Source organism: Georgenia sp. G2120, assembly GCF_055326485.1.
The window spans coordinates 22,392-43,054 of sequence record NZ_JBUZNL010000006.1 but is presented as its reverse complement, the minus strand read 5'-3'; the positions used below and the strand labels follow the sequence as shown (position 1 = coordinate 43,054).

At 73.0% G+C, this 20,663-nt stretch carries 20 protein-coding genes and 1 pseudogene; 10 read left to right on the top strand and 11 right to left on the bottom strand.

The window, feature by feature from the left end:
• Positions 1–160: 160 nt before the first annotated feature.
• The 4 genes from ACZLMO_RS08465 (at position 161) to ACZLMO_RS08450 (ending at position 3,619) form a co-directional block, all read left to right on the top strand.
• Positions 161–976, top strand: coding sequence for a hypothetical protein (locus ACZLMO_RS08465; RefSeq protein WP_463653478.1), 816 nt, complete (start codon positions 161–163; stop codon positions 974–976).
• A gap of 1 nt (position 977) precedes the next feature.
• A complete protein-coding gene (locus tag ACZLMO_RS08460) occupies positions 978–1,751 on the top strand; it encodes a hypothetical protein (protein ID WP_463653477.1) in 774 nt (257 codons plus the stop codon).
• Positions 1,752–1,869: 118 nt separating this feature from the next.
• Positions 1,870–2,652 (top strand): hypothetical protein, encoded by a 783-nt coding sequence (locus tag ACZLMO_RS08455; protein ID WP_463653476.1) that lies wholly within the window; start codon positions 1,870–1,872, stop codon positions 2,650–2,652.
• 106 nt (positions 2,653–2,758) lie between these two features.
• A complete protein-coding gene (locus ACZLMO_RS08450) occupies positions 2,759–3,619 on the top strand; it encodes a hypothetical protein (protein ID WP_463653475.1) in 861 nt (286 codons plus the stop codon).
• A 10-nt stretch (positions 3,620–3,629) separates the two neighbouring features.
• On the opposite strand, the gene ACZLMO_RS08445 is transcribed toward ACZLMO_RS08450, so the two are convergent.
• A complete protein-coding gene (locus tag ACZLMO_RS08445; RefSeq protein ID WP_425714873.1) occupies positions 3,630–4,409 on the bottom strand; it encodes an SDR family NAD(P)-dependent oxidoreductase in 780 nt (259 codons plus the stop codon).
• A 55-nt stretch (positions 4,410–4,464) separates the two neighbouring features.
• On the opposite strand from ACZLMO_RS08445, the gene proC reads away from it, so the two are divergent.
• Positions 4,465–5,283 carry a pyrroline-5-carboxylate reductase gene (gene proC, locus ACZLMO_RS08440; protein ID WP_463653474.1) on the top strand — a complete coding sequence of 273 codons (819 nt, stop codon included), beginning with the start codon at positions 4,465–4,467 and terminating at the stop codon, positions 5,281–5,283.
• A 3-nt stretch (positions 5,284–5,286) separates the two neighbouring features.
• Here the strand turns inward: proC and ACZLMO_RS08435 are convergent, their stop codons facing one another.
• Positions 5,287–7,155: an ABC transporter ATP-binding protein gene (locus tag ACZLMO_RS08435; protein WP_463653554.1), complete on the bottom strand. Its 1,869-nt coding sequence runs from the start codon at positions 7,153–7,155 to the stop codon at positions 5,287–5,289.
• A gap of 222 nt (positions 7,156–7,377) precedes the next feature.
• On the opposite strand from ACZLMO_RS08435, the gene ACZLMO_RS08430 reads away from it, so the two are divergent.
• The 5 genes from ACZLMO_RS08430 (at position 7,378) to ACZLMO_RS08410 (ending at position 14,530) form a co-directional block, all read left to right on the top strand.
• Entirely contained in the window at positions 7,378–7,941 is a 564-nt protein-coding gene (locus ACZLMO_RS08430) for a MarR family winged helix-turn-helix transcriptional regulator (RefSeq protein ID WP_463653473.1), read from the top strand.
• Between the two features lie 151 nt (positions 7,942–8,092).
• Entirely contained in the window at positions 8,093–9,028 is a 936-nt protein-coding gene (locus ACZLMO_RS08425) for a hypothetical protein (RefSeq protein ID WP_463653472.1), read from the top strand.
• Positions 9,029–9,037: 9 nt separating this feature from the next.
• The gene (locus tag ACZLMO_RS08420; RefSeq protein ID WP_463653471.1) at positions 9,038–9,934 is read left to right on the top strand and encodes a MauE/DoxX family redox-associated membrane protein; all 897 of its coding nucleotides are present in this window, start codon (positions 9,038–9,040) and stop codon (positions 9,932–9,934) included.
• Between the two features lie 41 nt (positions 9,935–9,975).
• Positions 9,976–12,630 carry a valine--tRNA ligase gene (gene valS / locus ACZLMO_RS08415; RefSeq protein WP_463653470.1) on the top strand — a complete coding sequence of 885 codons (2,655 nt, stop codon included), beginning with the start codon at positions 9,976–9,978 and terminating at the stop codon, positions 12,628–12,630.
• Positions 12,631–12,715: 85 nt separating this feature from the next.
• Positions 12,716–14,530 (top strand): AMP-dependent synthetase/ligase, encoded by a 1,815-nt coding sequence (locus ACZLMO_RS08410; RefSeq protein WP_425714879.1) that lies wholly within the window; start codon positions 12,716–12,718, stop codon positions 14,528–14,530.
• Here ACZLMO_RS08410 and ACZLMO_RS08405 read toward each other — a convergent pair.
• From ACZLMO_RS08405 to ACZLMO_RS08365, 9 genes and pseudogenes are all read right to left on the bottom strand, one after another.
• Positions 14,518–14,970, bottom strand: a complete 453-nt coding sequence (locus ACZLMO_RS08405) for a hypothetical protein (RefSeq protein ID WP_425714880.1) — start codon at positions 14,968–14,970, stop codon at positions 14,518–14,520. The two genes, ACZLMO_RS08410 and ACZLMO_RS08405, sit on opposite strands and share 13 nt — an antisense overlap.
• A gap of 96 nt (positions 14,971–15,066) precedes the next feature.
• Positions 15,067–15,750, bottom strand: coding sequence for a hypothetical protein (locus tag ACZLMO_RS08400; RefSeq protein WP_425714881.1), 684 nt, complete (start codon positions 15,748–15,750; stop codon positions 15,067–15,069).
• Positions 15,751–15,811: 61 nt separating this feature from the next.
• Positions 15,812–16,135 carry a chorismate mutase gene (locus ACZLMO_RS08395; RefSeq protein WP_425714882.1) on the bottom strand — a complete coding sequence of 108 codons (324 nt, stop codon included), beginning with the start codon at positions 16,133–16,135 and terminating at the stop codon, positions 15,812–15,814.
• Between the two features lie 172 nt (positions 16,136–16,307).
• Positions 16,308–16,754, bottom strand: a pseudogene (locus ACZLMO_RS08390) (Clp protease N-terminal domain-containing protein); the annotation flags it as partial.
• 12 nt (positions 16,755–16,766) lie between these two features.
• Complete coding sequence (locus tag ACZLMO_RS08385) at positions 16,767–16,976, bottom strand: RNA polymerase subunit sigma-70 (protein WP_425714883.1); 210 nt, start codon at positions 16,974–16,976, stop codon at positions 16,767–16,769.
• Between the two features lie 195 nt (positions 16,977–17,171).
• Positions 17,172–18,263, bottom strand: a complete 1,092-nt coding sequence (locus tag ACZLMO_RS08380; protein ID WP_425714884.1) for an ABC transporter permease — start codon at positions 18,261–18,263, stop codon at positions 17,172–17,174.
• Complete coding sequence (locus tag ACZLMO_RS08375; protein ID WP_463653553.1) at positions 18,260–18,892, bottom strand: ABC transporter ATP-binding protein; 633 nt, start codon at positions 18,890–18,892, stop codon at positions 18,260–18,262. Before ACZLMO_RS08375 ends, ACZLMO_RS08380 begins: the two co-directional genes overlap by 4 nt.
• Complete coding sequence (locus ACZLMO_RS08370) at positions 18,892–19,959, bottom strand: peptidoglycan-binding domain-containing protein (protein WP_425714886.1); 1,068 nt, start codon at positions 19,957–19,959, stop codon at positions 18,892–18,894. Before ACZLMO_RS08370 ends, ACZLMO_RS08375 begins: the two co-directional genes overlap by 1 nt.
• A gap of 122 nt (positions 19,960–20,081) precedes the next feature.
• On the bottom strand, positions 20,082–20,513 hold the full coding sequence (locus ACZLMO_RS08365) for a hypothetical protein (RefSeq protein WP_463653469.1): 432 nt from the start codon (positions 20,511–20,513) through the stop codon (positions 20,082–20,084).
• Between the last annotated feature and the right edge of the window lie 150 nt (positions 20,514–20,663).

Genomic DNA, 20,663 nt, shown 5'->3' with positions numbered 1-20,663 from the left:
GCACGGCTCCCCAGGCACCACGTCCCGGGGAGCCGTGCCCGTCCTGCTCCACACCCCTGGCCCACCCGCAGGCCGGTCACTCCCCGGACGCCCACGCCGGGCAGGACCCCCCCCGCCCGACCCGATCACGACCGATACGGTCCTCAATACCCTGGGCGGCATGCGCCCCCGCACGCGATCCCTTGCCCTCCCACTCACCCTCCTGGCTCTCGGACTCGGCGCCGCGGCGTGCGCCGGCGACGAGGTCGCCCCGTCCGCCGAGAACCCGAGCACCACCGCCCCGGCACCCGAGCCCGACGCCTTGCCGGACGAGCCGACCGAGGACTCGACGGAGGAGTCGCCCGAGCAGGGGTCCGAGGAGGCACCCGAGGAGTCCCCGGAGCCGGACACGACTCCGGAGAGCGACCCGGGCACCGACGCCGCACGGACCGAGGACCTCCCGGTCACGGACGACGTGCTCGACATCCCGGGCAGCCCGTTCAGCGACGACGTCCAGACCGACCTCGTCGCGCCGCTCACACTCGACCAGGTCGAACAGCTCGAGGCGGCCGCGCTGGCGGACCCGGAGGCCGAGGGGCAGCTCGCCGTCGTCGTCGGGATCTCGACCGTGACGACCGAGACCACGGAGAACGGGACCACCGTCGAGACCGTCTCCCACCGGCGCACGGTCGGCACCACGGACGGCGTCGGCCTCGTGTGGGTCTCGTTCGACGACGTCGCAGCGCCGCCCGTCGGCACCGCCGCCTTCCCCGTCGGGCCGGACCACATCTGGGCCGCCGCGCTCCCGGAGCTCGAGATCGGCGCGTCCGAGGCCGCCGCGAGCGCGCTCGAGCACCGCGACGGCGGGATACACACGATCACCCCCGCGGAGGGCGCCCCGCTCCTCGGCGTCATCGTCGAGGAGGCCGACGGCGGCCACGTCCGCGTGACCGTCGACGGCGTCACCGGGGAGGTGCTCAATGCGGTCGACCTCTGACATGCGACAGCGCCCGACGACGCACCCCCTCCGCGCTCGGGCCCTGCCCGCCGTGGCGGTGCTCTCCGCCGCCCTCGCGCTGGGTGCCTGCGGCGGTGACCCGACCATCCCGACCACGGAGCCGGACACGGGGTCCGCCCCCGCCCCCGCCCCTGCCCCCGACGTGCCGACCACCGACGCGGACGCCGGCCTCGATCCCGCCGACTTCACCAACATCGACCGCGACACGGCAGGCGCCCCCGCGGACGCGCCGAGCCTGACGGCCGAGGAGGTCGCCGAGCTCGAGGCGAGCGCGCTCGAGGAGACCGGTCACGACGTCGTGATGTCGATGTACCCGACGACCGTCTCCGTCAGCGACGTCGACACGTTCGCCTGGGAGATCTCGACGTTCGGGGCGGACGAGGTCGCCTTCGCCCACGTCGAGGGGCCGGGCGAGGCGCCGCTCGGCTCGCAGTCGGGTCCGATGTCGAACGCGTCGGAGGGCCTCCAGGGCGCGACGCAGCGGTGGACGGTCGGCATCTCGGAGGCCGTGACCAGCGCCCTCGAGGTGCGACCGGGGGAGGTCCTCGGCACCGGCACGACGAACGACATCGTGGACCCGCTCATGGCGATCGGCATCCGCCAGGACGACGGCACGCTCGTCCGGGTGACCGTCGACGGCGAGTCGGGCGACGTCCTCAACGCCGTCGAGCTCGGCGGGACCGCGCAGGCCGAGGGCGGCAGCGAGGGGCCGCTCGACGGCTCCGACATCCCGACCGACCAGCACGACTCCTGACGAACGCGCGGCGGGTCCGCCCACCCCGCGCAGGACACCCCGCCGGGGACCTCTGACCGGGGAGCCGTGCCCCGTTCGTGCCGCCCCGCGGCACCGCTCGCACGCCTACCTTGACGCCATGTCCCCCACGACCCGCCTCAGCCGTAGCGCCCCCGCCCTCCTCCTCGTCGCCGCGCTCGCCGGGGCCTGCGCCGGCGGGGACCCCGTCGGCACCGTCCCGCCGGACGCCCCGACCGCGGGCCCCGACGGTCCGACGCAGTCGTACCCCGACACCGACGACGTCCTCGACCTCGGCCCCACCGCGCTCGACACGATCGACGCGCTGCTCCTCGAGACCGAGGAGACCGTCCCGTCCCTGACGCTCGACGAGCTCCGGGCGATCGAGGAGCAGGTGCTCGACCACACCGGGCACGACATCCACCTCGGCATCAACCCTGACGACACGGGCTCCCACGATGCCTTCGACGCCTGGACCGCGTCCGACGACGAGATGGGCCTGACCGCGATCGTCGACGGACGGGTCGACCCCGCCGACGCGGAGACCTACCCGCTGACCGAGGAGGAGGCCGGTGGGACCGAGGCCCTCGACGTCGTCCAGGGCTGGCGGGTCCAGGCCTCCGAGGCGGCCGAGACCGCGCTCGCCATCCACCCGGGCGAGGTGCTCGTCGTCATGCCGCCGGAGGAGCCCGCGTCGGTCGTTCTCGTCGGCATCCACGCCGACGACGGCAGCGTCGTGCGCGTGGGGATCGACGCGGTGACCGGCGAGGTCCTCAACGTCGTCACCCCCGAGCACGACCCGGGGCAGGTGCACCCCGACGGGCCGGTGGACGGGGAGCAGGACAAGGGCGCTGTCCCGGCCCCGCACGCGCCGGACGACGCCCCCGACGCTCCGACGGCCTGACCTCGGCGCCCTGACCGGGCTGCTCCGTTCCGACCTGCGAACACACGGGCTGAAGTACCCGTTCGACGATGGTGACCCCCGACACCGTTCTTTCTACCGTCGTCGCATGAGCTCGTCGACGCGCACCCGCGTGACCACCCGCCCGATCCGGACATTGACCGCGCTCGTCCTCGCCTCCGCCCTCGGCGTCGCCGCCTGCTCCGGGGGCGAGGACGACCCGATCGCGGCCGAGCCCGACGCCCCCGAGTCGACACCGATGGCGCCCGCCGAGCCCGAGGGGTCACCGTCCGCGGACGCACCCGAGGACGGAGGTGCGGCCGGCAGCACGGAGGAGGACGCCCCGGGTGCCACGGACGGGTCCGAGGACGGCGACGACGGGGGCACCGACGACGGCGCCGCGGATGATGCACCGTCCGCCGAGGAGCCCGACGACACCGGCGGCGACCCGGCCGCCGAGCTCGGCATCGACCCGAGCACCCTGTCGGCCATCGACCTCGCGCTGGGCCAGGCGGGCAGCCGCCCCCTCTCGGTCGACGACGTCGCCTCCATCGAAGCATCCGCGCTCGAGGCGACCGGCCAGGTCGCCGTCCTGACGATCGCGCCGCAGGCCGGCGAGCCGCCGACGTGGTACGTCCGCACCGTCGGCGACCCCGCGGCCGGGCAGCTCGAGATCGGCGTGCTTCACCTGTCGGAGTCGCACGAGCCTTCATGGGGGCCGGAGATCGAGCCGAGCGACGACGCGATCCTCGCCGGGTGGGGCCTGACCGCCACGGATGCCGCGACCACCGCGACCGAGACGGTCCCGGGCCAGATCTCGGGCATCGAGCAGGTCATCGCCGACCGACCGATCCTCGCCGTCGGCGTCCTGCGGGAGGACGGCGGCCTGTGGCGCGTGCTCCTGGACGGGACGACCGGCGAGGTGCTCGCGTCCAACCCCATCGAGCCGGACCTGTCGCCGACGCAGTGATCGGACCCGCTCAGAGCTCCCGGTGCACGAGCGTGTGGGTCGCCTGCGCGCGCGGCCGGATGACGATCGAGTCGAGGTTGACGTGCGCCGGCCGGGTGAGGGCGAACGTGATGACGTCGGCGACGTCGTCGGCGGTGAGCGGCTCGGCCACACCCTCGTAGACCTTGGCGGCGGCCGCCGCGTCGCCCCGGTAACGGTTGACGGAGAACTCCGGAGTGGCGACCATCCCCGGCTGGATGTCGAGGACGCGGATCGGCTCGCCCATGAGCTCGAGCCGGAGCGTGTCGACGATCATCCGGGCCGCGTGCTTGGCGCCGGTGTACCCGGCGCCGCCGGGGTAGGTGCCGGTCGCGGCCGTCGAGGTGACGACGAGGACGTCCCCGCCGCCGTCCGCGCGCAGGTGCGGCAGCAGCGCCCGGGTCACCCGCAGGGTGGTGAGCACGTTGAGGTCGTACATCCGCGCCCAGTCCGCCGGGTCGCCGTCCTCGACCCGGTCGGCGCCGACGGCCCCGCCGGCGTTGTTGACGAGCGAGGTGAGCGGGCCGCCGGCGATGACGTGGGCGGCGAGCGCGTCGACGTCGGCCTGGACGGTGAGGTCGGCGACGAACGTGTCGCAGCCGATCTCCTCGGCGAGGGCGGCGAGGCGGTCGGCGCGGCGGGCGGTGGCGACCACGCGGTAGCCGGCGCGTGCGAGGTGGACGGCCGTGGCCCGGCCGATGCCGGAGGAGGCCCCGGTGACGAGGGCGCGCGGGCTGTCGGGGGTGGTCGGCGCTGAGATCGGCGTGCTCATGGGTCCATCATGGAGCCCTCGGCAGCGCGCGGGGACCAGCGAAGGAGAGACGGACATGCGGATCGGTTTCATCGGCTCGGGGGCCATGGCCTCGGCCATCGCCCACGGGGTCGCCGCATCGGGCGGCGAGCGGGACATCGTCGTCACCGACGTGGTCCCCGCCGCGGCGGAACGCCTCGCCTCCGGGGTGGGCGGCACGGCCGTGCCCGACGCCGCAGCCCTCGTTCGCGAGGTCGGTCCCGGCGGGCTCGTGGTCGTCTCGGTCAAGCCGCACGTCGTCCTCGGTGTGCTCGACCAGGTCCGCGAGGCACTGGCCGAGACGGGGGCTCCGGTCGTCTCGATCGCGGCCGGCCTCCAGCTGTCCACCCTCACCGCCGCCGTCCCGGACGGCCACCCGGTGGTGCGCGTGATGCCGAACGTCGCGGCCCAGGTCGGGGTCGGCGCCGCGGCCGTCTGCGGGAACGAGGCGACCACCGAGGAGCAGGTGTCCGCCGTCGTCGACCTGTTCGAGGCCGTCGGCACCGCCGAGGTGCTCGAGGAGCACCTGTTCGGCGCGTTCACCGCGATCGCCGGGTCCTCCCCCGCGTTCGTGTTCCAGCTGATCGACTCCCTCGCCCGCGCGGCGGTGGCGGCCGGGATGCCGAAGGCCCAGGCCGTGCGGATCGCCGCCCAGGCCGCCGCGGGCGCCGGCACGCTGGCGCGCGAGCTCGCCGCCGAGGGCACGAGCCCGCAGGACCTCGTCGACCGGGTGTGCTCGCCCGGCGGCACGACGGTCGCCGGGATGGTCGCACTCGACGCCGCCGGCTTCCCCGCCGCCGTCGTGTCCGGCGCGAACGCGGTGATGACCCGCGACGCCGAGCTGTCCGGGGACTGACCCTCAGGCCTCGACCAGCTCCTGCTGGGCGCCCGCGAGCGCCGCGAACGCGCCGCCGGCGGAGACGAGCTCGGCGTGTGTGCCGCGCTCGACGACCCGCCCGTGGTCGAGCACGGCGATCTGGTCGGCGTCGGCGATCGTCGAGAGCCGGTGGGCGATCGTGATCGTCGTCCGTCCCTGCGCGAGCATGTCGAGCGCCTCCTGGACGGCCCGCTCCGTGCCCGTGTCGAGCGCGGAGGTCGCCTCGTCGAGGACGAGGACGCGGGGATCGCGCAGGATCGTGCGGGCGATCGCGATGCGCTGCTTCTCGCCGCCGGAGAACCGGTGGCCGCGCGAGCCGACCACGGTGTCGTAGCCGTCGGGCAGCCCGGCGATGAGGTCATGGACCTGGGCGGCGCGGGCGGCGGACTCGATCTCGGAATCCGTGGCGTCCGGACGGGCGTAGCGCAGGTTCTCGCGGATCGTCGTGTGCAGGAGGTAGGTCTCCTGCGAGACGACGCCGACCACGGAGGCGAGGTCGGCGAGCGCCATGTCCCTCAGGTCCACGCCGTCGATGGTCACGCGGCCCTCGCTCGGGTCCGCGAGGCGCGCGACGAGCGAGCCGAGTGTCGACTTGCCGGAGCCCGTGTGCCCGACCAGGGCGAGGGACGACCCGGCGGGCACGTCGAGGTCGATGCCCGTGAGCGCCGGGGTCTCGGAGCCGGGGTACCGGTACTCGACGCCCTCGAGGCGGACGTGGCCCGCGACGGCGCCGGGGTCGATCTCGACCGGCTCGGCGGGGTCGTCGATCTCGACGACGAGGTCGAGGTACTCGAACACGCGGCTGAACAGCGCGAGCGAGGTGACGACCTGGACGCCGACGTTGAGCACGCCCATGAGCGGGCGGAACAGCTGCGACTGCAGGGCCGTGAAGGCGACGAGCGTACCGATCGTCATCCCGCCCGACGTGGCCGGGAGACCCGCGACGAGGTAGATGAGCGCGGGGATCGCGGCGAAGACGACGCTCAGGCTCGCCATGCGCCAGCGGCCCGCGAGCTGCGAGCGCACCTCGAGGTCCGCGAGCTGCTGCGACGTGGTCGCGAAGGTCGCCGACGCGGCCGGGCCGGTGCCGAGGATCTTGCCGAGCGTGATGCCGCTGACGGACAGCGACTCGTCGACCTGGCTCTGCAGGTCGGCCATCGCCCGCTGGCGACGCGTGGTGATCTCGCGGCGCAGGATCGCGACCCGGCGCGTGAGCCAGATCGCGGGCGGGAGCACCGCGAGCGAGAGGAGCGAGAGCTGCCAGGACAGGGCGACCATCGCGACGGCGGTGCCGATCGCGGTCGTCACGTTGGTCGCCATCGACGTGGCGGTCGAGGTGACGACGGACTGCATGCCCTGGATGTCCTGGGTGAGCCGGGCCTGGACCTCGCCGCCGCGCGTGCGGGTGAAGAAGTCGACCGACTGCCGCTGCAGGTGGCTGAAGACGTCCGTGCGCAGCCCGTGCATCACTCGCTGCCCCACCGTGGTGGACATCCAGGTCTGCACGACGCCGAGGATCGCGGTGACGACCGTGACCGCCAGGAGCCCGCCCACCAGCCAGAGCAGGAGGGGGACGTCCTGGTGCGGGATCGCGTCGTCGATGAGGCTCCGGGTGATGAACGGGGTCGCGAGGCCCACGAGCGAGGTCGCGACGATGAGCACCATGACCGTGGCGATCGTGCCGCGGTAGGGCGAGAAGAGGGCGCCGATGCGGCGCAGGCTGACCGGGTGCTCGTCGAGCTGGGCCTTGTCGGCGGGGTCGAGCTGGGCGACCCTGCCCCCGGGGCCACCGAGCCCGGTCGAGCCGCCGGGCGCACCGTGGCCGCCGGGGCCGCCCGGGCCACCGGGCATCTCGGGGCCGTCGGCGCCGCGGGATCCGCGGGTGCCGCCGCGGCGGCCGGTCGAGGTGGACGTGGACGTATGGGTGGAGAAGTTCTGGGGTGCTGCCATGGCGCACCACCTCCTGTGCTGTAGGAGACGTCGGGCTCGACGGCGGGGTGACGGCCACGCCGGAGCCATATGGTGAGGTTACCTCACGATGAGGGTAACTCGCCAGGGGGCTACGATATTCCCGTGAACCGCCGAACGTCCCCCAAGGAGCCCGCGAGCCCGGCTGAGCGAGCACCTGGTGGGCACGCGCACCCGCCCGCCCACAAGCACCCGGGCGGCCACACCCACGATGCCGAGCACGGGCACGGCGCCGGCCACGCGCACTCCCACGAGCCCGACACCTACGAGCTCATCGTCCGGGCCGCCCGCCAGGTCCGCCGCCGGTGGATGGAGACGCTCGAGCCGCACGGCCCCTCGCCCCACGAGTTCCGTGCGCTGAGGGCCGCGATCTCCGCCGACGGGGGCGCCCGCCTCGCCGACGTCGCTGCCCGGCTGCGCATCGCCCCGCGCTCGGCGACCGAGGTCGTCGACTCCCTCGAGGACAAGGGCCTCGTCCGCCGCACGCCGAGCCCGACCGACCGTCGCGCGATCCTCGTCGTGCCCACCGACGCCGGGCTGAGTCTCGCCGACGAGGTCGCCGCCGCACGTGCCACGCACGGCGCCGAGCTGCTCGCCCCCCTCGACGAGGCGGAGTCAGCCCAGCTGCACGCGCTGCTCGCCAAGGTCGTCGACGCGGCCGGCGCCTGAGCCGCACGCTCGACCAGTAGTGACCGGCGCCTGAGCCGCACTCTCGACAGATGGCGGCCGTCGCCGCGGGGCACACCGGGGACCTCTGACCGGGGAGGGAGGCCCACCGGGACCCGGGCGCCGCGCACCGCCTCGTCGCTAGGTTGCGGGCATGGACACCGACCTCGCGCTCGCGGCCCTCGGGGCGCTGTCCACGTTCCTCGCCTGCACCCTGCTCCTGACGGCGATCCTCTCGATCGGGAAGGACCCGTCGCACGACGGGCTCGCACGGCTCGGCGTCCCCGGCTGGGCGCGTCGCCGGTCCGTCACCGAGCTCCGTGCCGCGGCGGCCGTGGCGCTCGCCGCAGGAATCCTCCTCGCCTCCGGTTGGGGCCTCGCCCTCGCGGGTGGGATCAGCACCGTCGTCTCCCTCGCCGCGCTGTGCGCCGTCGTCCGCGCGCGCCGCGCGCCCGAGCTGGGAGCCGCCTACCTCGTGGGCTGGAGGGACGACCGCCCGGCCGACCGGCGCCACATGCTCCTCGCGGTGGCCATGCTGATCTGCTCGGTCGCGACCGTCGCGGCGGGGATCGGCGGATGGTCGTTCACCGCGGACTCCTCCGTGCGCTGGGGGTTCGTCATGTTCCTCGTCGCCGGAGAGGTCGCCGTCCTCGTCCACCGGGGCCGCCTTCCCGCGATGGCCGCCGCGAGCGGCCGGACGTACCGGCGCTGGGAGAACCCCGTCGGCGCGCCCACCATCGACGGCCGGCCCGCCACGATCGACGGCAAGGAGATCGATCCGGGCGACCTCCTCCGCGGCCGCGACGTCCTCCTCGTCCAGGCGCCCCGCGACCCGGAGAACCAGCGCCACCTGAGCCGGGTCCTCCCCGAGTGGCGCACCCGGCTCCCGCATCTCGACATCCACGTCCTCGACGAGCCCCGGCCCTCGCGCCTCGGGCTGCCTCGCCGGGACCGCCCGTTCGCCGTCGTCCTCGGAACCGACGGACGCACGGCCGGCGGACCGGTGCGCGGCCCGCGCGAGATCGCACAGCTCGTCGAGGACCTCGCGGCCGCCGCACCCTCCCCGTACGCGCCCGCCCCGCCGAACTAGGGTGCCCCCATGCCCGCGGCCGCCGTCGACCACCTCCTCGGGGCCGCGGTCGTCGTGCTCGCGGTCGTCCTGCTCGCGGCCGGCACCGGCAAGGTCGCCCGTCCTCCGGCGCCCGCCCAGCTGGCGGCACTGAGCCTTCCCCGCTGGACCCACCGCCCGGCGACGATCCGGCTGCACGCCGTCGCCGAGATCGTCGTCGGCCTCGCCCTCGTCACCGTCCCCGGTCCGTGGCTGGTCGTCCCGGCGCTCGCCGCCGCGGTCCTCACGGCCACCTACCTCGTCGTCTCGTGGCGCGCCTGGCGCTCCCCGGAGCCGCTCGGCTGCCACTGCTTCGGCTGGGACGACGACCGCGTCGTCGGGCCGGCGCACCTCACCCTCAACGTCGCGCTAGTCGTCGCGGCGGTGGTCGCCGTCGGCGCGGGGGTCCGCGGGTGGTGGGCCATCGACGACCTCCCACCGATCGTGCTGGGCATGGCCGGCGCCGTCGCCCTCGTGGCCCACCTGTGGGGTCTGTCCGGCAACGGCGGGGACACCGACCGCGGCGGGCGCCCCTACCTGCGCCGCCCGATCCCCAAGGGTCAGATCGTCGTCGACGGCCGCGCCGTCGAGCTGACCGACCTCGCGCGCGAGCGCGCCCAGCTCCTCGTACGGATGCCACTGATCGGCCGGGAGCGCGAGTACCTGCTCGCCGCGCTGCCCGAGTGGCGCCGGCGACTCCCCCACGTCGACGTCCGCGTCACCGAGGGTGACGCCCGCGGCGGGTACCGCCGACTCGGGATCCTCGGCGCGCCGTCGGCGGTGGTCCTCGGCGCCGACGGGCTGCTAGCGGGAGGACCGGTCTCCGGCGGGGATCGGATCCGGGAGCTGGTCGAGGAGCTCGCGGGTATCGCGCCCACCACCTCCTGACCCACCCGGGCACGGCTCGCCGCGTGGAACAATCGACCACCATGAGCACTGCGTCCGCCACCCCGCCGCCTGCCCGCCTTCCCGCACCCGTGGCGCCGGACAAGGTACGGACGGACGGCCTGGAGGAGCGGCACGACGCCCGGTGGAGCGAGCTGGGCACCTACCAGTTCGACCGCACCGCCGAGCGGGCGAACGTGTTCTCGATCGACACCCCGCCGCCCACGGCGTCCGGCTCCCTGCACGTCGGCCATGTCTTCAGCTACACGCAGACCGACGTGCTCGCCCGCTACCAGCGCATGCGCGGACGGTCGGTCTTCTACCCGATGGGCTGGGACGACAACGGCCTGCCGACCGAGCGGCGCGTCCAGAACTACTACGGCGTGCGCTGCGACCCCTCGCTGCCCTACGTCGAGGGCTTCGTCCCCCCGCACGAGGGCACCGACGGCAAGTCGATCAAGGCCGCCGACCAGGTCCCGGTGAGCCGGAAGAACTTCGTCGAGCTGTGCCTGCGCCTGGCCTCTCAGGACGAGGAGGCGTTCGAGCAGGTCTTCCGCCGCCTCGGCCTGTCCGTGGACTGGCGCCAGACGTACCAGACCATCGGGGCCGACGCCCAGCGCGCCTCGCAGACCGCGTTCCTGCGCAACCTCGCCCGTGGCGAGGCCTACCAGTCAGAGGCGCCGGGCCTGTGGGACGTCACGTTCCAGACCGCCGTCGCCCAGGCCGAGCTCGAGGCCCGCGACTACCCCGGGCACTACCACAAGCTCGCCTTCCACACCGAGGAGGGCGCCGACGTCGTCATCGAGACCACACGCCCCGAGCTGCTGCCGGCCTGCGTCGCCCTCGTCGCGCACCCCGACGACGAGCGCTACCGCTTCCTGTTCGGCCGGACCGTGCGCACCCCGCTCTTCGACGTCGAGGTCCCCGTCCTCGCCCACCCGACCGCCGAGGCGGACAAGGGCACGGGCATCGCCATGGTCTGCACCTTCGGCGACCTCACCGACGTCATCTGGTGGCGCGAGCTCGACCTCGCCACGCGCGCCGTGGTGGGGCGCGACGGCCGCCTGCTGCGCGCCACCCCCGAGTGGCTGACCGGCTCCGGCGCCGAGCTCTACGCCGAGCAGCTCGCCGGAAAGACCACGTTCTCCGCCCGCGAGGCCGTGGCCACCGCCGCGAAGGAGTCCGGCGAGCTCCTCGACGAGCCGACGCCGACCCAGCGCAAGGCGAACTTCTACGAGCGGGGCGACAAGCCGCTCGAGATCGTCACCTCCCGCCAGTGGTACATCCGCAACGGCGGGCGCGCGCACGAGGACACGAACGGGGTCGACCTCCGGAAGAACCTCCTCGAGCGGGGCCGTGACCTCGACTTCCACCCCGGCTTCATGCACTCGCGCTACGAGAACTGGGTCGACGGCCTCAACTCCGACTGGCTCGTGAGCCGCCAGCGGTTCTTCGGCGTGCCGATCCCCCTGTGGTACCCGCTCGACGAGCACGGCGAGGTCCGCCACGAGTCCCCGATCGTCCCGGACGAGGCGTCCCTGCCGGTGGACCCGACCTCCGACGCCGCGCCGGGATACGAGGAGTCGCAGCGTGGCGTGCCCGGCGGGTTCGTCGGCGAGCCGGACATCCTCGACACCTGGGCGACCTCGTCGCTCACCCCCCAGATCGCCGCCGGCTGGCTGCGTGACCAGGACCTCTTCGAGCGCGTGTACCCGATGGACCTGCGCCCGCAGGGGCACGACATCATCCGGACCTGGCTGTTCTCGTCGGTCGTGCGCGCGCACCTCGAGTTCGGCGGGCTGCCGTGGACCGACGCCGCGATCTCGGGCTGGATCCTCGACCCGGACCGCAAGAAGATGAGCAAGTCCAAGGGCAACGTCGTCACGCCGATGGGGCTGCTCGAGGAGCACGGCTCCGACGCGGTGCGCTACTGGGCGACCTCCGCGAAGCTCGGGGTCGACACGGCGTTCGAGGTCTCCCAGATGAAGATCGGCCGTCGCCTGGCGATCAAGGTCCTCAACGCCTCGAAGTTCGCCCTGACCATGGGCGGGGACGCGGACCTCGATCTCGACCCGGCGCTCGTCACCCACGACGTCGACCAGGCGATGCTCGCCGGTCTCGCCGACGTGGTGGCCGCCGCGACGCGGGCGCTGGACGCCTACGACTACGCGAAGGCGCTCGAGCTCACCGAGTCGTCCTTCTGGACGTTCTGCGACGACTACCTCGAGCTCGTCAAGGAGCGCGCCTACGACCGGGAGGGCACCGCCGAGCCGGGTGCCAAGGAGTCCGCCCGCGCGGCCCTCGCGCTCGCCGTCGACACGTACGTGCGCCTCCTCGCCCCCTTCCTGCCCTTCGCGACCGACGAGGTGTGGACCTGGTACCGCGACGGGTCCGTGCACGGGGCCGACTGGCCCACCGGCGACGCGCTGCGCGCCGCCGCCGGGGACGCCGACGCGGGCCTCGTGGCCGCCGCCGGCCGCGCGCTGGCCGCGCTTCGCAAGGTGAAGTCGGAGGCCAAGGTCTCCCAGAAGGTGCCGTTCGCCGCGGTCACCCTCGCGGTGCCGACCGCGGACGCGGACTTCGTCCGGTCCGTCGCGGGCGACCTGCGCGACGCCGCCAAGGTGCGCGGCGAACTGACGATCACCGACGGCGCCGACACCACGGCCGTCACCGACCACTCCCTCGAACCTGCGGCCTGAGCACGTACCCTCGGCCGAGGCGGGACGGCTCGCACCGCCTCGGCCACCGTCGGCCCCTGCCCCCACTGCGACCACGGAGGACGCGATGACCCTGACCATGTCCAGCACGGAGGCTCGCGGCCAGTTCGACGCGTCGACGACGATCCCGCACCTGCTCGAGGCGCGGCTCGCGGCCAACGGCTCCGCCACGCTGTTCGAGGTTGCCGGAGCCGACGGGAGCTGGGACCCGGTGACGGTCGCCGAGTTCCACGGGCAGGTCCTCGAGGTGGCGAAGGGGCTCGTCGCCTCGGGTGTCGAGCTCGGCGACCGACTCGCCATCATGTCCCCCACCCGGTACGAGTGGACGCTGCTGGACTTCGCGGCCTGGACCGCGGGCGCCGTTCCCGTGCCGATCTACGAGACGTCCTCGGCGGAGCAGTGCGAGTGGATCCTCACCGATGCCGGCGTGAGCATGGCGTTCGTCGACGACGCCGAGCGCGGCGCCGTCCTCGCCGAGGGCGCCGAGAGCGCGACCGCGCTGCGCGAGACGCTTGTCCTCGCCGACGGTGCGATCGACGAGCTCGTCCGCCGCGGCGCCGACGTCCCCGACGAGGAGGTGTCTGCCCGCACGGCGGCACGCACGGGTGCGGACCTCGCCACGATCATCTACACCTCCGGCACCACGGGGCGCCCCAAGGGCGTCGAGCTGACCCACGGCAACTTCGTCGCGCTGGTGTCCAACGGCGTGGCGGACCCCAACCTCCGGCACGTGGTGGCGGGCGACGACGCGCGCACCCTCCTGTTCATCCCCCTCGCGCACGTGTTCGGCCGGTTCGTCTCGATCCTGTGCGTGCACTCCGGGGCGGTGCTCGGCCACAGCCCGGACATCAAGCAGCTCGTACCCAACCTGCAGAGCTTCTCCCCCACCTTCCTCCTCGCCGTCCCGCGCGTGTTCGAGAAGGTCTACAACTCCGCCGACGCCAAGGCGTCCGCCTCCACCGTGAGGCGCCGGATCTTCCGGTGGGCCGCGAAGGTCGCCGAGCGGGCGTCGCGCGCGGAGGAGTCGGGCCAGGGTCTCGGGCGGGTGCTCACCGCCCAGCGCAAGGTCGCCGACCGGCTCGTGTTCTCCACGCTGCGCGAGGTCATGGGCGGCCGGCTGGAGTACGCGGTCTCGGGCGGCGGGCCGCTCGGCACACGGCTCGGCCACTTCTACCGCGGCATGGGACTCGTCGTCCTCGAGGGCTACGGCCTGACCGAGACGGGCGCACCCACCTCGGTCAACCTGCCCGGACGCATCAAGATCGGGACCGTGGGCCCCGCCTACCCCGGCACGTCGGTGCGGATCTCGGAGACGAACGAGATCGAGATCAGCGGCCCGCACGTGTTCCGCGGGTACCACGAGAACGAGGAGGCCACCCGGGAGGCCTTCACCGAGGACGGCTGGTTCCGCACGGGAGACCTCGGCGCCATCGACGACGACGGATACCTCTCGATCACCGGCCGCGCCAAGGAGATCATCGTGACTGCCGGCGGCAAGAACGTGGCCCCCGCCGTGCTCGAGGACCGGCTGCGCGGCCACCCGATCGTCTCGCAGGTGGTCGTCGTCGGTGAGGGGCGGCCGTTCATCGGCGCACTCGTCACCCTCGACGCCGAGATGCTCCCGCAGTGGTTGACCAACCACGACCTTCCGGAGATGACCGTGGCCGAGGCCGCGAAGCACCCAGACGTGGTCGCTGCCATCGACCGCGCCGTCGAGCGGACGAACCGGGCCGTGAGCCGGGCCGAGTCGATCCGCAAGGTGACGATCCTCGACACCGACTTCACGCTCGAGAACGACCTGCTCACGCCGTCGTCGAAGGTCAAGCGCGCGCCCGTGCACGAGAAGTTCGCCGACGAGATCGAGAAGATCTACGCCAAGTAGTGGGGCGGCGGGGGCGTGCTTCGCGGCGCGCCCCTGCCGTCAGCTCCCCAGGGGTGTCGGTGCGGTCCGAACTCGGCGCGGATCGCGGCGACCTCGTCCGTGTTCCACCAGGGGCCCCAGCTCTCGAGCTGCGTCCCGTCCGGGAGGTACCACAGGCCCTTCTCGTCGGCGAGGAGGTCGCTGCCCGAACGGATCGGGTATCTCCTCGTGAGCATCGACGTCGGTACGGGGCGCACCCGCACCTCGCCCGGGACGATGACGAGCGGCTTGGCGACCGCGTAGGCGGTACCGAGGACGGCGACACCGAGCCCGATCGCCCACACCAGCTTCTCGCCGAGCACGAGCCCGACGACGACGGTCACGATCCCGACGACGACGGTCACGATCCCGACGGCGGCGACGATCCGCGTGACGACGCGGTGGTACGTCAACGCCAGCATGCGCACCATCGTAGGGACGCTCCTCGGCCCGCCACGGCCGTACGCCGGGTGACCGCGCCCCTGCGGGCCGAGGCGACGCGGTCAGTCCGCGCCGGCTCAACCCTGCTGCGGCGGACCCGGCTGCCAGTAGCCGCCCTGCTCGCCGGCCTGCGGCTGCTGGGGCGCGCCGCCCTGCTGCGGCTGCTGCGGTGCGCCCTGCGGGGGCATGCCGCCCTGCTGCGGCTGGCCGTACGGCTGCTGGCCCGGCACGCCGTACGCCTGCTGCGGTGCACCCTGGGGCTGGCCGTAGGCCTGCTGCGGGGCACCCTGCGGGGGCATGCCCTGCTGCGGCTGTCCGTAGCCCTGCTGCGGGCCTCCCTGAGCGCCCTGACCGTACTGCTGCTGCGCCTGAGCTCCCTGCAGGGGCATCCCCGGCTGGCCGCCGCCGTACCGCGCGCGGATCGCGGCGACGTCCTCCTTGTTCGACATGAAGCCGATGGATGCCACCTTCTTGCCGGTCGGCACGTGCACGAGGTACTTCTCCTCGGCGCGCAGGTCGGCCGGGCCCCGCAGCGGGAACCGCTTGGTCACGATGCCAATGGGGCTCCTCTGTTGGGCCTCGTGCGGCTCGATGCGCGCCATCGGGTTGATGAGCATGAAGATCCCGAGGATCGGCATGACGATGCCGGGGAACAGCGAGATCCACCGTTCGCCGAGCACGCCGGTGAGGATGAGCAGCGCACCGATCACGATGAAGGCGATCGGGAAACCCTTGCCGTAGCGGAGGTTGAGAGCGTCCATACGGACGATCGTAGGCGCGTTCGCGGCCCGGCCCCGTCGCGACTCGGCGTGACGGACCGGGTCAGGGTCGCCCGTGCTCGTCCGCGATGCTCTCGTGGTGCTGGATCACCTCGGCGATGATGAAGTCGAGGAACTTCTGGGCGAACACCGGGTCGAGCCCGGCCTCCTCGGCCTTCGCGCGCAGGCGGGCCACCTGGCGCTCCTCACGTCCGGGGTCCGAGGGCGGGAGCCCCTGCTCCGCCTTGAGCCGCCCGACGGCCTGCGTGCAGCGGAACCGCTCGGCCAGCAGGTGGATGAGGGCGGCGTCGATGTTGTCGATCGTCGCGCGGGCTGAGCGCAGCCCTTCGGGCAGGTCGTCCGGCTCGGGGGTGCGCTCGTCGCTCATGCCCGTCACGGTAGACCGACAACCCTCGAGCGCGCAGACGGTGCCCGGGCCCCGGACCTCGAGCACCGGACCGTCGCCGAGACCTACATCGCGGCGGCCGCCCCTCGAGCGTGCAGCGCAGCGTCGGGCGGTCGACCCCGTCGTCGAGCGCCACCGCGACCTCTCCGTCCCGCAGGAGCGCGAGCAGGAGGTGCCGGTCGGTGATCTCCTTGTCACCGAGGCGCACCGCCTCACGGAGTGCCGCCCGGAGCGCGTCCTTCGCGGCCGGCGCGAACGGCATGTGCCCGCGTCGCCTGACACGGATCCGGGCGACGTGGTCGGCACGGTCGAGCGAGCCGTCCCCGAAGACCTCGTCAGTCGCCCCGCGCACCGCGTCCAGGTCGATGCCCACCGAGGCGAGCGCCTCGGGGTCCACGCCGGGCGGCCGACCGATCAGCGCGGACCTGCACGCCGCGACGTCGACGCCGAGACCGGACAACGCGCGGGCGGCGTCGCCGTCGGCCTCCAGCACGCCGACGGCGACGTGCCTGGTCTCGATGCGCTCCGCACCGGTCTCCCGCGCCACCTCCTGCGCGCGCGTCACGGCGGCCTTGGTGTCCGTGGTCAATCGTTCGAACATGTCCGGTCCTCCTCAGCGTCCGCGGCCGTGCTTCTTGTGGGCGGCCTGGCGGCTCACACCGAGCTCGTCGGCGATCTCCTGCCACGACCACCCGAGATCCCGTGCGCGATCCACCTGCAGGATCTCGAGCCGGTCCGCCAGCTCGCGCATGGCACGCACACCCCTCAGCCCCGTCCTTGGGTCCGGGTCCTGCGCCGCAACGGTCGTGTCGTGTCGACTCATGCTGTCAACTTACGTTGACAGCCGCCCCTCTGTCAACCGGGGTTGACAGAAACTGGCTGTCGCCGAAGTCGGCGGCGAGGTGCACGCGAGCATTCACGCGTGCCGACGCAGCGTCCCGGGTCTGGTCCAGATCGGCGTCCGCCGCCTCGATCGGCGTCTCCTCAAGTACGCCGAGGCCGCTGGACCTGGGCGCCGTCAAGGGACGCGAAGCTCGACGAGGGGTTCGCGTCTCGAGGCGACGATTGCTGGTGCAATCGCTCCGACGACGCACACAGCGATCGCGAGCACCATGAGGGCGACGACGAACGAGAGTCCCGGCGCGGGATCGCCGAGTGCCCGTGTCACGCCCAGCCCGGTCGTGGCTCCGAGCAGGGCTCCGACACCGGCGCACAGCATCGTCCTGAGCAGGAGCAGGCCTACGATGAGCCGCCGGGACGCACCGAGCGCGCGGCGCCGACCGAAGTCCTTCCGCCGGATCATTACGACCCCGTACTGCAACCCTGCGACGAGGACGCCGAGCGCGAGGAGGATTCCCAGTACGAGGCTTCGGCCGAAGCCGCCGAGCTGTCCGCCGATGACAGCCTGTACCTGCGCGAACGCCTCGGACGTCGTGACGTTGACAGATCCGGGCTGCTGCGTCATCAGGGCTGCCTGCACGACCGGGACGAGCTGGTCGACGGCGTCGACGGCGTCGGCGATCACCACGACGATGGCGAGTGGGCCAGGCTCATCGGTCACGACATAGGCCGTCGAGCCCAGAGCGTCGAGGAACTCGGGGCGATCGACGGTGCCGACCACGGCCGCGATGGTCCCGTTCGCGGTCGTGACCGGGCCGACGCCGTCGGCCAGGCCCAGTGTCTGGGCGCCCCGGCCGGTGAGCAGGATCGATCCGGGCACCGCGTCGGCGCGATGGCCGAGGATGTCCGAGAGATCTGAGGCATGCACCGTCCGCGAGGCGACGGCGGGACCGCCAGTGATGGTCGCGCTACGGACGTCCTGGGCCGGACCGAAGCCCACCACCTGCTCGACGGTTCCGATTGCCGCGATCCGCTCGACCGCGTCTGAGGTCACGGCGGCTTCGGGCTCGGCCCGCACCACGATCGTCCGGGTGCCCGCGGCATCGATGGTCGCGAGAACCTGCTGCTCCACGCCGACCGTCCGTCCAGACGTCATGAGCACGGAGAGGCACAGTCCGGCCACGAGGACCACCGTCAATATGCTGCCGATCCGTTCGGCTCGCGCCCAGGCCCACGCCTCGCGGAGCAGCACGATCGCCCGCACGGTCACAGCGCGTGCTCCCGGTCGCAGTGCTCCCGTGCTCGGTCGTCGTGCGTCGAGACGACGACGGCCGCCCCCCGTTCCGCCTGGGAGCGCAGCGTGCGCAGCACGGTGTCCGAGGACTCGTCGTCGAGGTTGCCGGTCGGTTCGTCCGCGAGCACGATCGACGGCCTGTGCAACAGTGCCCGAGCGAGCGCAATTCGCTGCGCCTGTCCGCCGGAGACCTGACCTGGCACGCGGTCCACCGGCACGTCGACGCCGAGCTCGTCGAGCAGGTCGCCGGCAGCATCGCGAACAGCACGCGGATCGTGCCCTCGGTAAAGGGCGGGCTCAACGACGTTGTCCAGGACGGTCCGCGTCGGGTCGAGCGCCGCGTCCTGGAAGACGAACCCGAATCGTTCGGCTCGCAGCCGGGCCCGGGCTGCGTCATTCAGGCCGCTGGCTACCTTGCCGTCGACGACGATCCGCCCCTCCGTCGGCGTCACCATCAACCCCAACATGTAGAGAAGGGTTGACTTGCCCGTCCCCGACCGACCGGTGAGCGCCACCATCGCACCGCCCGGCACCCGGAGATCGAGTCCGTCGAACAGGAGAGCGGATCGCGGGTAGGCAAAGCCGATGTCATCAGCCACCAGCATCATCCGGGGACCCGTACCTCGGCACCGGGCTCGATGCCGTCGACGACCGCGTAGCCGCTGCCCTGCGCGAGCACGTCGACCGGTACTTCGGTCCCACCCGCGTCGACGACGACGTAGGAACCGTCCGCCCGAGTGGCAAGCGCGGCCGCCGGCACCATCGGGCCGGGCGTCGACGGGACGAGCTCGACCGACGCGGGGTACGTGGTGAACCCCTCGACGGGAATCTCACCGCAGGTCGTCCCGCAAGCCGGCCCGCCGTCGGGAGCGGCCAGCACCGCGACAAGGCCGCCCGCCTCGTCCTCCGTCACCGCGTCGACGACCATGGACCACGAGCTCGGTCCGTCCACCACGACCGTCGAGCCGACGGACACGAGGTCGGCCTGGTTCCCCGCAATCGCGACCTCGATCCGCGGTGCGTCCTCGAACCGTTCGAGGACGGACTCACCTCCGGCAAGGCGCACTCCGACGTCGATGCCCTCGGCTGCGCGGACACGTGCCGGCAGGCCCGGGACGAACATGACAGACCCCTCCGCCACCTCGCCGGTCACGGTGGTGCCGAGCTCGCGCTGCCACGCGCGTACCGCTGCGGCGGTCGTGGGGCCGTAGGTGCCGTCCGGGTCGCCGGTCAGGTACCCGGCGCGGACCAGGAAGACCTGCAGCTGGCGTACGTCCTCCCCCGTGGCCCCGGCCGCCAACAGGCGGTATGCAGGCACCGCGCCGTCAAGGACGACCACGGGCCGCTCGTCGACCCGGATCACCACATCTCCGCTCTCGACGCGTGCCCCGGGGTCGGCCGCGACCGCCGTGACAGTTCCTGTGGCGGCGGGCGTGGCGAGTGGAGTGGTGGGCCACCAGGCGCTCGCCGTCAGCGACAGTGTGGAACCGACGTCGCCGTAAACGACCTCGACGACCGTGTGGTCCTCCACCTCTTCGTCGGAGCTGGCCGGTGCCACCACTTCCCGCAACGCCCAGCCGACGACGGCGCCAGCGGCCAGGCACAGCGTCGCGAGCAGGACGATGACAACCAGCCGCGGCCTACGACGGGCTTCCTCGCTCAGATCGACCACCCGTCCCCCTCTAGCGACGCCGGGCCGTCCCACCCGCGTTCACTCATGCATTCATCACACTCACCGATGCCAGAATTCAACAAGAGGGAGCGGATGCTGCCATCGCCGCGAAACTGCCGCCATCAGTAGAGCCACTGGTCCGGGTCGACCGGACACGCCTCTGCGGCTCGCATTGCCTCCCCCACGGAAAGCCCGGACACCGGCTCCCACGCCCGCGACTCGCCCATCCCGGACTCGACGAAGGTCTCGATCGACGGAGGTGGATCGGGCTGGAAGTCCGCATCAACCATGCACTCGTACCGTTCGACACGGATCGGATAGATCTCTCTGTAGCGTTCGGGCGAGTCGAGTACGGGTGCCGCCGCCAACGTCCCTGTGCATGCGAACGTGTCGTCCGAGAGTGCCGCGTCCGAGCGCCCGCGACCGGGATCCGTTGCCATAATTCGGCCATACTGGGGATCGATCTCCACGCGGGAGTCCCAGCCGCGGTCTGCCATGCATTCGACCAACTCACCGTAGTACTCGGCAACGGTGCCAGAGTATTCGGTGGCCACCTCGGTTCCGTTCCCTGATTCGTCCTGCTCAGACGCACACGCCGTGGCCCCGGCGAGTAGGAAAACGAGCGATGCCCCGAGCACGCCCCGAGTAGCTGGCCTGATCACGGTGGCGAGCAGTATCCGTAGGTGCCGGGCACGTCGAGAGAG